We start from the raw sequence: 12168 nt of genomic DNA on the forward strand, positions 1-12168 counted from the left end.
CTATGAAGTTATCAAAGAACAAAATTCTAACTGGAAAATACCTCAAAAGAGGATTCTAAAAATACTATACGAGGAGGTGAGTGTATGAAAAAATGGGTGATTTCTGTTATTTTTTCTTTCATTTTATTTCTTGGCGGGTTTTCCACTTATGCCTATGCTATCGATTATTCCACTGACACATCCATTCAATACATCCTTTCACAAAATCCCGGTTTAAGTAAAAATGAATTAATGAAAAGTATTGAAGAGGCTGCTAATAAAGAAAATAAGTCCACTCAGGAAATTATTAAAGCTATAGAACAAGAATTGAAAGAGGATGAGCAATTAGCGAAACAGGAAAATTTGTACCGATTGATGGGAGCAGATTCTGGTACAAAAGTTATTGGTCCAGCTACTAGAGGATATATTTTCTATACTCCTGCCTCAACATGGGGACTTGATCATGGGCATGTAGGGATGTATTATAGCTCAACGAGCATAGTTGAATCCGTTCCTGGTGATGGTGTCCGTCATATTAGTGCATACACTAGGAGGGTAGAAAATACAGGTGCAGTATTAAAAAGAGTGAATACTTCAAGTTCCAATATTAATGCAGCTGTAGATTGGGCTGTGAGTCGTATTGGTGTGGATGGATATAGCTATAACTTTGCTACAAACCGCACGACAAGTCACTATGGTAATAAAAATTGTTCGAAGCTAATTTGGTCTGCATTTATGGTAACGGCTGGAATAGATATTGATGCGAATAAAGGATTAGGTGTTTATCCACGAGATATAAGAGACTCAGGGTATATGATACATGTTAGAAACCTATAAAATGATAAGCTGCTCAGAATGGAAAGTTCTGAGCAGTTTGAAAAACGACATTAGGAGTTGGGGCTTTGAGAAAGAAATGGCTCGTTTGTTGTTTGATAATATTTGTTTGTCTCATTGTTACCGTATATTATTATTTAAATCAGATCGAAGAAGTAGCTCATTATCAAGATCCAAATTATTTAGACGATAAAATTGGAGCAATCTATTATTCAGCAACGATAGACCATTTTTACGACGGGAGTTTTACAGTCTTTATTGATGAAAAAGGGGAAACGTCAGCCCTAAAAGGAGACACTGTTGAATTAGGTTCGTTAGCTAAAGGTAAACATGTGTTTAAAACCAATCAACAAGGGGTTGAATTGATCGGTAATCCTTATAAGGAATTTTCACTTAAAGAGAAGGTACATACTGGATATTTTCAAAGTTCCGGTTATTTACAAGAATTGAATTTATATTTTTCTATATATAATCAAGGATTTTCATCGAATGGAAAATATGCAAGCTTAGTCAGATGGGGAAACGAAGATGGTTTTTATGAAAAAATAATTCCTGGATATTATACCAGTGTTGGCCACGATGGAAGGAACGTTTTTTTCATCGAAGAAGAATTAGGCGAGAATCACAACTATTATTTTCATAAAGTTGATTTTAAAAATTTTGGTCCGTTAACGAAAGATTGTTTAATTCCAATTCCAAAAAATTTTTCCATCTTATCAAACATACTCATTGATAACCTATTTGCTTATTTTATGATTTACAAAATTAAAGAGAACAGTTCAAATGTAGAATTAGCTTTAGTAATATTTGATATCAAAAATAAAGAAATAGATAAAATCATACCATTTCGCTCTTTTCAAATTCAAATGAATGACTTTGAAAATGCTGTACCAATCAGTTTTAATAATTTAATATTAAAAGATCAAAATATTTATCATATTTCAGCACAGTCTTTGATATATAAATTTGATATAAAGACTGAGAGATTAAAAACATTTCCTTTACAAACAAATATTAAACCTAAAATGATTTATCTTTCTAATCATGCCATTTATACGTTAGAAAGACAGGCAGATACGAACGAATATCAAATAGTTGCATACTCTTACGAAGATGGTCGAGTCATAAGTAAAATAGAAATCAAAGGATTAAACGAGAAACTTCAGAAAAAAAGAGTATATGAATACGATTTTATCATTTTTAATGAGAAGGAAGATAATTTTTTAAATTATTGAAGTTTTCTTAAAAAATATCTCTCCTGTATATATAATAAATATAGAAAAGATATTTTGAATAAGAGGAAAGAAGGATGTCTAGTGGGAAAAGCGTTATTCGTATATAGGGGAGATTATTTAGAAAGTACTCATGATATCCATGTAGCAGTGGTTAACTCTGAAGGAAAACTTTTATATTTTTATGGTGATCCGTATCGTTTCACGTTTCCGAGATCATCAATGAAACCGTTTCAAGCGATCCCGGTTGTTGAGACAGGAGCAGCTGATGCATTAGGCTATGATGATAAAGATTTATCTTTAATTTGTGCATCCCATAGTGGTGAGAAGATTCATAGAGAACGAGTTTTAAATATATTATCAAGGTTACATTTAGATGAAAGTTACTTACAATGTGGGACACATATCCCAAGAGATATTGAAGGTTATAATGAAATGATTCGTAACGGTGGGGAATTAACTCCAGTTTTCAGTAATTGTTCAGGAAAACATTCGGGAATGTTAACAACGGTCGTTCATTTGGGAGAGAATGTACATACGTATAGAGATATAAATCATCCTCATCAACAAAGAATTTTAGAATCGATTGAAGAAGTATGTCATTTTCCAAAAGAAAAAATTGAAATAAGTGTTGATGGTTGTGGAGTACCGGTGCATCGATTACCTTTATTCCATACAGCCTATGGATATGCAACTTTAGCTAATCCTGAAATTTTATCCACTCTGAAGAAAAAAGAAGCAATTCAAAGAATTTGGCGTGCGATGACAACAGCACCAGAAATGGTTGGAGGGACAAACCGTTTTGACACTGATCTTATGCGAGCATTTAATGGAAGAATTCTCGCAAAAGCAGGAGCGGAAGGTGTTCAATGTATTGCAGACAGAGAAACCGGAATCGGTATAGCGATAAAAGTTGAAGATGGAAATGAAAGAGGTACATATGTTACAGCTATGGAAGTATTAAGACAATTACAAATTGGAAATGAAGAAATCTATCATCAATTGGAGAAATATGTTCATGCACCGGTATTAAATGCAAGAAAAGAAAAAATCGGAATCATAAAAGCGAATTTCGAATTAAAAGTACATTCAACTATTCATGAATAAACTTTTTTCTTACATCAGGTGGATATACGGGACAAGATTGGGTGTGGCCAAACCATTTATACCTGTTTTTAGCAATGATTCGGTACACAAAATTTCGAATCGGTGCTGGAACAATAATAAATATATACATAAATTTCCAAAAACCATTTAACTGTTTACAAATTTTTAATGCTGCGGTTGATTCAAAATAACATGTGTCCTCGTCTATAAGTACAAGACTATTCATATTAGGATGAATGCGATATTTTTTTATCATTTTTTGTCCAAAATTACTTTGTAACGAGGCAAATTTAAAAATATTTTTATTGTCTCGTTTTATGACGAATTGGACGCTTTTATTACAAACATTGCACACTCCATCAAACAAAATGATCTTATTCATATCAAACACCTGCTTAAGCATCTTTATTTAATTATATCATTTTTTATTGATTGGCTGGCTGCCTATTGCATTATGTTAATTTTTTCATTAAAATATGGAATAACTTATATAATTATGTTTATGATGTATGTTAAAGACGTTGAAAAGGAGTAGTAGAGGTGCAATCCTGTTATAGAGAGCTGACGGTCGGTGCAAGTCAGTCAGGAACATCTTGAACTCGCCTTTGAGTCGCAAGTGTGAAGTAATAGTAATACTTGCCGTTTTCCGCGTTAAGGATGAATGAAGTGAGTGTGAAAACACTAATTGTGGGTGGTACCGCGGGAGATTATCCTCTCGTCCCTGATTTTGGGATGAGAGGTTTTTATTTTGTAATAAGAAGGAGGAAGGTAATATGAGCTTTAATCATCAGGAAATCGAAAAAAAATGGCAACAATATTGGGAAGAAAATAAAACGTATAAAACTACAGAGGATAAGGATAAACCAAAATTTTTTGCGATGGGGATGTTCCCTTATCCTTCTGGCGCTGGTTTGCATGTTGGACATCCAAAAAGCTATACAGCCGTTGATATTCAGGCGCGTATGAAAAGAATGCAAGGATATAATGTTTTACATCCAATGGGTTGGGATGCATTCGGACTACCTGCGGAACAATATGCTATTGATACAGGAAACCCACCAGCTGAATTCACACAGAAAAATATTCAAACTTTTAAGAAGCAATTAAAATCTCTTGGTTTTTCTTATGACTGGGATCGTGAAGTCAATACTACTGATCCAAATTATTACAAATGGACACAGTGGATTTTTATTCAACTTTATAAAAAAGGATTAGCTTACATTGATGAAGTGCCTGTTAACTGGTGTCCTGCGCTTGGAACGGTTTTAGCTAATGAGGAAGTGATTGATGGAAAAAGTGAACGCGGTGGACATCCGGTTATTCGCAAACCAATGAAGCAATGGGTGCTAAAAATAACTGAATATGCAGATCGTCTATTGGAAGATCTTGAAGAATTAGATTGGCCAGAAAGCTTAAAAGAAATGCAGCGAAATTGGATCGGGCGCTCTGAAGGAGCAGAAATAACTTTCCAAATTGATGGACACAATGAGCAGTTTACTGTTTTCACAACAAGACCGGATACATTATTCGGCGCTACATACGCCGTGATTGCTCCAGAACATCCACTTGTAAAGAAAATTACAACGAGCGAACAAAAACTTGCGGTAGAAGCTTATTTAGAGGAAGTTCAAAAGAAATCCGATCTTGAACGTACCGATTTAGCAAAAGATAAAACAGGAGTTTTCACAGGGGCTTATGCTATTAATCCGGTAAATAATGAGAAAATGCCAATTTGGGTAGCAGATTATGTATTGATGAGTTACGGAACAGGAGCTATTATGGCCGTTCCAGCTCATGATGAAAGAGACTACGAGTTTGCAAAAAAATTTAATCTTCCTATACGCGAAGTAGTTGCTGGTGGGAATATTGAGGAAGAAGCATATACAGGAGATGGAGAACATGTAAATTCTGGTTTCCTCAATGGACTTAATAAAGAAGATGCGATTCAAAAAATGATTGCTTGGCTTGAAGAAAAAGGAATTGGAAAGAAAAAAGTTTCTTATAAACTTAGAGATTGGTTATTTAGCAGACAACGTTATTGGGGAGAACCAATTCCAATTATCCATTGGGAAGATGGAACAATGACTACAGTTCCAGAAGAAGAGCTTCCGGTTCTTCTACCAGAGATGAAAGAAATTAAACCTTCAGGGACAGGTGAATCTCCATTAGCAAATGCAACGGATTGGTTGGAAGTCATTGACCCTGTTACAGGTAAAAAAGGACGTCGTGAAACCAATACGATGCCGCAATGGGCAGGAAGTTGTTGGTACTATTTAAGATACATTGATCCAAATAATGATCAATTCATAGCGGATCCTGAGAAATTAAAACAATGGCTTCCAGTTGATATTTATATTGGCGGTGCTGAGCATGCAGTTCTTCATTTGCTATATGCAAGATTTTGGCATAAAGTCCTTTATGATCTAGGAGTTGTTCCTACGAAAGAACCGTTCCAAAAGCTATTCAACCAAGGAATGATACTTGGAGAAAATAACGAAAAAATGAGTAAATCAAAAGGCAATGTTGTCAACCCTGATGAAATTGTTTCGAGTCATGGGGCAGATACTCTCCGTCTATATGTTATGTTCATGGGTCCATTAGATGCATCTATTGCTTGGTCTACGAATGGTTTAGACGGAGCTAGACGATTCCTAGATCGTATATGGCGTCTCCTTGTTGAAGAGGATGGAAGTCTAACTTCTAAAGTGGTGAATAGTGAAGGTGGAACATTAGAAAAAGTGTATCACCAAACTGTGAAAAAGGTAACGGAAGATTTTGAGAACTTGCATTTTAATACAGCCATCTCACAAATGATGGTATTTATAAATGAAGCTTATAAAGCAGAGCAGTTACCAAAGCCATACATTGAAGGTTTCGTGAAAATGCTCTCACCAGTATGTCCTCATATTGCTGAAGAACTTTGGAGAATTTTAGGGCATGATACTTCTATCGCGTATGAAACATGGCCAACATATGATGAGAGCAAGCTAGTCAGTGAAGAAGTAGAAATAGTAGTTCAAATAAATGGAAAAGTAAAAGCAAAATTAATGGTCCCAGCTAAAGCATCGAAAGAAGAAATGGAACAATTGGCATTGAATGATGAAAAAGTAAAAGAACAATTAGAAAATAAAACGATTCGAAAAATCATAGCAGTTCCTGGTAAATTAGTGAATATTGTTGCAAATTAATGATGAAGGAAGGTTTTTACCTTCCTTTATACATAATGGTTAAGGAAAGGATGACTAACAAGTGGAAGAGATTAAAACGATTACACCTGAAGAGTTACAGAAAAAAATAGAAAGCGGTGAGCCGGTAGAATTAGTTGACGTTCGCGAGGATGATGAAGTTAGTGAAGGTATGATTCCTGGGGCTAAACATATAAAAATGGGAGATATTCCATATCGATTAGATGAGTTTGATAAAGAAAAAGAATATATTTTCATTTGCCGCTCTGGAAGAAGAAGCGAAAATGTCTGCAAATATTTAAATGAACAAGGCTATAAAACGGTCAATTTAGTTGGTGGAATGCTAGAATGGAAAGGCGAAGTTAAATAAATTTTGATTATCAATAGAAAAGAATAAAAATACTTTGTTAATTAGCTGATATGAAACGACCACACATAGAAAAATGTGCGGTCGTTTTTGTATTGAAATTTACCTCAAGTAATTAGAAGATATGGATTAGTTCATTTTCAATAAATAATCAAATATAATTTTTAAAATTCTCTCATTGTGAAAATATAGTGTTATTTAACCAATGAAGTCAAACCATTTAATAAACATTTTAAAGATTAAAAAACGGTAATAAAATTAAGTATAAATTTTCCGAATCTTGACAATAATAGTACAAAAAAGCTGAGGGGAAATGGAATGATTCGTGTAAAAGTATTTGATTATGAGCACGAAAAAGATTTAGAGGAAGAAATCAATCACTTTTTAAAAACAATTGATGATCGAAATCTTGTAGATATTAAATATCATGTAGCTGCATTAAATGAAGAAGAAGATGAACAAATTTACTGCTTCTCAGCTATGGTGATTTATCGTGTTTAGAAAAAGTTCTTTGCTTAAAATATTGAACATGAAAAATCGTCACTCATATCTCTTTTATGAGTGACGATTTATTATGTAACGGTGTTTTTTCGCTCCGTCTAAACGGGGGTTCGGCTAAAACCTCCTCGAGAGCTAGTAGGAACCTATAAAAAGGGGAGCTGTATTATACAAATCAATGTCGCTAACAACGTTACTCTAATTTTGATTTAGAGCATATTTTGCTGCATTTACACCGGCTAGTCGACCAGTAACTAAAGCAGATGTAATATTATATCCACCGGTATAACCGTGAATATCTAAAATTTCTCCACAGAAATATAGACCGTTCATCTTTTTCGATGCCATTGTTTGTGGTTCCACTTCTTTGATAGAAATACCTCCACCTGTGACAAATGCTTTTTCTAATGGAAGTGTCCCATTGACTTTAAACGTAAACCCTTTGAAAAATTTAACTAAATTTCTTAATTTCTCTTTTGAAACGTTTGAAGATATTTCATTTCCTGTTAATAAGCTTTTTTCAATTAAAAATAATAAATATCGTTCTGGAACAATTCCTTTTAACACATTTTTTAAAGCTTTTTTCGGTTCTTCTTTCATTTTCTTTACAATTTCTTGGAATAGATCTTCTTCATTTCGATTTGGAAGCGCATCAATTTTCATATCTACTTCTTTCATATTCCATTTTTTCATTGCTTTAACAACAAACTGACTGCATCTGAGGACGGCTGGTCCTGAAATACCAAAATGAGTAAAAATCATATCCATAGTGTGTGTAATAATTGGTTTTCCTTTAGGATTTAGTACAGATAATGAGACGGAACGCAACGACAGTCCTTGTAATGTCTTATTTATAATAAATGGATCTTTAGAAGTTAATGGAACTTCTGTTGGATAAAGTTCTGTTATGGTGTGGCCAGCTTTTTCTGCCCACGGATAACCATCGCCAGTTGAACCAGTATGAGGGACACTTTTCCCCCCTACGGCAACAACAATTGCTGAAGCTTCTAATTTTTCTTTGTTATGTAATAGTGCAGCCTTTACATGGCCATTCTCGTATTCTATATCTATTACAGGAGAGTTGGTACGAATTTCGACATTTAACTCATGTAATCGATTTATTAATGCATCGACGACCGATTGAGCTTTATCAGTAACTGGAAACATACGTCCGTGGTCCTCTTCTTTTAATTGAATTCCAAGGTTTTCAAAAAATTTAATAATATCTTCATTATTAAAAATGGAGAATGCACTGTATAAAAAACGTCCATTTCCAGGAATGTGTTTGATAATTTCATCTACTGGTAATCGGTTTGTTACATTGCACCTGCCACCACCAGAAATGGCAAGTTTTCTACCTAATTTATTTCCTTTATCAACAAGAGTTACTTTTGCTCCTTGTTCTCCGGCAGCAATGGCAGCCATTAATCCAGCTGGTCCTCCCCCAATAACTAACACATCAACTTTCATTTCAGTCACCCTTAACAATTTTTCAATAGCCCTATTATAACAAATAATGATAAAATTATTATTCGATAATAGAAAGTAGAAAATTGTCAAAATGTATGGAAAACATGTAAACTACTAATAGTGTTTATTAGTAGCATGAATTTAATTCGGGAAGGGATTTTATGTCTTCTAATTTAGTAAGAGGGACGTTCATATTAACACTCGGTACTTTTATATCAAAATTTTTAGGGCTCTTTTATGTCATTCCGTTTACTATGATTGTAGGGACATACGGAACAGCACTATATAATTATGGATACATACCATACACAATCATTTTAAGTGTAGCAACAGCTGGTTTCCCTTTAGCTATTTCTAAATTTGTCGCGAAATATAATGCTATTGAAGAATATGCTGTAGGTAGAAAATTGTTTAAATCTGGATTACTTGTTATGTTGGCTACCGGATTTCTCTCTTTCCTGTTTTTATATTTGTCAGCTCCAAGTATTGCTGAGATTGTTATTCCAAATGATGACCTAAAATCTAATCCGGAAGACGTAACATCGGTCATACGAGCTGTTAGCTTTGCATTAATTATCATTCCGTTTATGAGCTTGATTCGAGGCTTTTTCCAAGGAAACCAATCGATGGGACCATCAGCTGTTTCGATGGTAGTGGAACAAATTGTTCGAATTGGTTTTTTATTAGCTGGTGCATTTGCAGCAGTTAACATTTTTCATGGCACTATCGTTTCGGCAGTCAATGTAGCAACATTTGCTGCTTTTATTGGTGGATTAGGAAGTATATTTGTTCTAGGATGGTATTGGACAAAAAGGAAGCATTTTTTTGATGAGCAACTTATAAGAGATCGCGGTACTGTACAAGTCAGTTATAAAGAGATTTATAAAGAGGTTATAGCTTATGCGGTTCCGTTTACCATTTTAGCGATTGCCAACCCATTGCATCAATTGGTCGATCAGTTTACTTTTAATAATGCGATGGCATCCATCGGTAAAGCGGATATTGCTGAAATTGCCTTTTCGGTATTATCTTTCCAAACGTTTAAACTGATAGTTATTCCTTTAGCGTTATCGAACGCCTTTACATTAACATTAGTGCCTTCGATAACAAAAGCATTTTTTGAACAAGATGGTCGGTCACTCCATCGCCAATTAAACCAAGCCATGCAAGTATTGTTATTTTTAACGATACCGGCTACGATTGGACTGATGGTGTTAGCAGAACCGTTGTATACCCTCTTTTATGGTTATGAAGAAGGAATAAATGAATTAGGAACCATTGTATTAACGGTTTACGCTCCGGTAACGATTTTATTTGCCGTATTTGGTGTAACATCTGCCATATTACAAGGAATTAATCAACAAAAAGTTATGGTTTTGAGTATACTAATTGGTTTATTAATTAAGCTAGTATTAAACGTTCCATTTATTCAAATGTTCGAAACGAATGGGGCGGTGTACTCAACAGCGATCGGTTATTTTGTGTCGAACTTGATTAATTTTATCGTAATAAAAAGAAATTTAAATTATCAATTCAGGTTTATTTTCAGAAGAACGTTATTAATATTAATTTTAAACATTGCTATGCTTGTCTTTGTTTATTTGTCATATGAAGCGTTAACGCTTATCTTTTCAACGAAAACGTTTATTGGTTCATTTATGATTGTTATTGTATCAGGGGCGATTGGAGTTCTCATTTATTTCTATTTAGGAGTAAAAACACGACTAGCTATCCTTTTATTAGGAAAGAAAGTAGAGACCATAGCCAAAAAGTTACGGTGGTTAAAATGATTGAAAAGTTGCATCGAACGTTTGTTGATGCAACTTTTTCATACCATTAATAATAAGTGTCTTCTCTTGTTAATCCTAATCGACGTTCTACGCGATCTAAACGTCTGTCAATTTGGTTAACTCTTCGGTCGAGTCTTTCAACTTGTCTTTCTAGTCGTTCTAGTCTACGTTCTAATGAACCAGTACCTGGAAAACCTGGAATGCCAGGAAAACCACCGCCAGGGAATCCAAACGTTTGCCCAGGGATTTGGCCACCTTGCATTTGACGATAATACATATACATACCTCCTCATATTCATGAAGTACGGTATTAGTCTATGTCTATATATTGAAAATGGAAACAGACATTAGCCTAAAGGAGTAGTGAATAGATTGAGAATTGACAAATTATTAGCGAATTTAAATTATGGTAGTAGAAAAGATGTGAAGAAAATTATAAAAGAAGGGGCTGTTTTCATTAATAATGAAGTCATTAAAGACCCGAAAACACATGTCGATCCATATAAAGATCAGATTTCTGTTAATGGCGAAGAAATTATTTATCGAGAATACATATACTTAATGATGAACAAACCGCAAGGAGTGATTTCTGCCACAGAGGATGTAAAAGAAAAAACGGTGGTTGATTTATTAACGGAAGAGTATCAACGATTTGAGCCATTTCCAGTTGGAAGATTAGATAAAAATACGGAAGGGCTTTTACTATTAACGAATGATGGGCAATTAGCACATCGTTTGCTTTCACCAAAAAAACATGTCCCAAAAACATATTATGCAAAAATAGAAGGGAAGGTAACCGAAGAAGATATCGAAGCATTTAAAGAAGGAATTATCCTTGACGACGGATATAAAACGAAACCAGGAGAGTTAAAAATATTAAAGAGCGGAGAAATTTCAGAAATTGAATTAACAATTACAGAGGGGAAATTCCATCAAGTGAAAAGAATGTTTAGTGCTGTTCAAAAAAAGGTAGTTTATTTAAAAAGAATCTCTATGGGACCATTACAATTAGATCCAAATTTAAAATTAGGAGAGTACCGTGAATTAACAGATGATGAACTTAAATTAATTTTATAAAAAATTTTTTTATTTACCGAAAAAAAAACGCCACTAATGGCGAAAGATATGTTATTGATTATGGTCTACGATGAAATTTTTACTTTTTTTCCTGTTGTTGTCCATCTGCCCCTGCTAGGGCTTTTTACTAAGTCATTATATACTAAAACATTTAAGTCTCGTTGAATAGTTCTAGGAGTGATGCCAAACTCATCTACAAGATCCTGGGTAGACACCGTTCCATGTTCCTGAATATACATGTAGACTGATTTTATACGGTTTAACATCCGGTCTGTTGAAGGTTTCAAAAAACCACTCCTTTGAATATTTTGCCCACTGACGAACTCCGACAACCGACAAGAAGATGTAATTTGTTATGTTTTAATCGTAGACACTCCTTTTTTATTGAATTAAATTATAGGTTATTAACAGTATAACCTTTCTGTATATTTTTATCTACTTTAATTGTCGGAAATTGCAGAAAAGTTTATAAAATAGGACTGATTCTTTAATTCATTTATATGTTAATGCCATTCAATTATGTGTATACAATATGTTTTCCATTTCAAAAAAGGTAATGTAAAAAGTTCTATGAAACAACAAAAAAATAAAATTTTAAACTTTAGATAGGCAAAAAACGACCGCCATCG

General features: G+C 33.9%; 12 protein-coding genes and 1 other annotated feature. Of the genes, 8 read left to right on the forward strand and 4 right to left on the reverse strand.

What is annotated here, in order from left to right; genetic code table 11:
- The first annotated feature begins 84 nt into the window (after window positions 1-84).
- The 3 genes from AC3ASS_RS12270 (at window position 85) to AC3ASS_RS12280 (ending at window position 3152) form a co-directional block, all read left to right on the forward strand.
- Window positions 85-816 (forward strand): hypothetical protein, encoded by a 732-nt coding sequence (locus AC3ASS_RS12270; protein WP_488283815.1) that lies wholly within the window; start codon window positions 85-87, stop codon window positions 814-816.
- Window positions 817-881: 65 nt separating this feature from the next.
- Window positions 882-2048, forward strand: coding sequence for a hypothetical protein (locus AC3ASS_RS12275; RefSeq protein ID WP_488283816.1), 1167 nt, complete (start codon window positions 882-884; stop codon window positions 2046-2048).
- Window positions 2049-2129: 81 nt separating this feature from the next.
- Window positions 2130-3152: an asparaginase gene (locus AC3ASS_RS12280; protein WP_488283817.1), complete on the forward strand. Its 1023-nt coding sequence runs from the start codon at window positions 2130-2132 to the stop codon at window positions 3150-3152.
- Here AC3ASS_RS12280 and AC3ASS_RS12285 read toward each other — a convergent pair.
- Window positions 3139-3534 carry a thiol-disulfide oxidoreductase DCC family protein gene (locus AC3ASS_RS12285; protein ID WP_488283818.1) on the reverse strand — a complete coding sequence of 132 codons (396 nt, stop codon included), beginning with the start codon at window positions 3532-3534 and terminating at the stop codon, window positions 3139-3141. The genes AC3ASS_RS12280 and AC3ASS_RS12285 overlap by 14 nt on opposite strands.
- A gap of 130 nt (window positions 3535-3664) precedes the next feature.
- Window positions 3665-3878 (forward strand) — a binding site (T-box leader).
- Window positions 3879-3925: 47 nt separating this feature from the next.
- Between AC3ASS_RS12285 and leuS the strand changes: the two genes are divergently transcribed.
- From leuS to AC3ASS_RS12300, 3 genes are all read left to right on the forward strand, one after another.
- A complete protein-coding gene (gene leuS, locus AC3ASS_RS12290) occupies window positions 3926-6340 on the forward strand; it encodes a leucine--tRNA ligase (protein WP_488283819.1) in 2415 nt (804 codons plus the stop codon).
- Window positions 6341-6401: 61 nt separating this feature from the next.
- Window positions 6402-6707, forward strand: a complete 306-nt coding sequence (locus AC3ASS_RS12295) for a rhodanese-like domain-containing protein (protein WP_488283820.1) — start codon at window positions 6402-6404, stop codon at window positions 6705-6707.
- 315 nt (window positions 6708-7022) lie between these two features.
- Entirely contained in the window at window positions 7023-7205 is a 183-nt protein-coding gene (locus AC3ASS_RS12300) for a sporulation protein Cse60 (RefSeq protein WP_488283821.1), read from the forward strand.
- A 195-nt stretch (window positions 7206-7400) separates the two neighbouring features.
- Here the strand turns inward: AC3ASS_RS12300 and AC3ASS_RS12305 are convergent, their stop codons facing one another.
- Window positions 7401-8672 (reverse strand): BaiN/RdsA family NAD(P)/FAD-dependent oxidoreductase, encoded by a 1272-nt coding sequence (locus tag AC3ASS_RS12305; protein WP_488283822.1) that lies wholly within the window; start codon window positions 8670-8672, stop codon window positions 7401-7403.
- 161 nt (window positions 8673-8833) lie between these two features.
- Between AC3ASS_RS12305 and AC3ASS_RS12310 the strand changes: the two genes are divergently transcribed.
- Window positions 8834-10462: a putative polysaccharide biosynthesis protein gene (locus AC3ASS_RS12310; RefSeq protein ID WP_488283823.1), complete on the forward strand. Its 1629-nt coding sequence runs from the start codon at window positions 8834-8836 to the stop codon at window positions 10460-10462.
- Window positions 10463-10508: 46 nt separating this feature from the next.
- On the opposite strand, the gene AC3ASS_RS12315 is transcribed toward AC3ASS_RS12310, so the two are convergent.
- A complete protein-coding gene (locus AC3ASS_RS12315; protein ID WP_488283824.1) occupies window positions 10509-10745 on the reverse strand; it encodes a hypothetical protein in 237 nt (78 codons plus the stop codon).
- Window positions 10746-10834: 89 nt separating this feature from the next.
- On the opposite strand from AC3ASS_RS12315, the gene AC3ASS_RS12320 reads away from it, so the two are divergent.
- Complete coding sequence (locus AC3ASS_RS12320; RefSeq protein ID WP_488283825.1) at window positions 10835-11539, forward strand: pseudouridine synthase; 705 nt, start codon at window positions 10835-10837, stop codon at window positions 11537-11539.
- A 65-nt stretch (window positions 11540-11604) separates the two neighbouring features.
- Here the strand turns inward: AC3ASS_RS12320 and AC3ASS_RS12325 are convergent, their stop codons facing one another.
- Window positions 11605-11826, reverse strand: a complete 222-nt coding sequence (locus AC3ASS_RS12325; RefSeq protein ID WP_488283826.1) for a DeoR family transcriptional regulator — start codon at window positions 11824-11826, stop codon at window positions 11605-11607.
- Window positions 11827-12168 lie beyond the last annotated feature (342 nt).

This window comes from Bacillus sp. JST-5 (assembly GCF_057747715.1).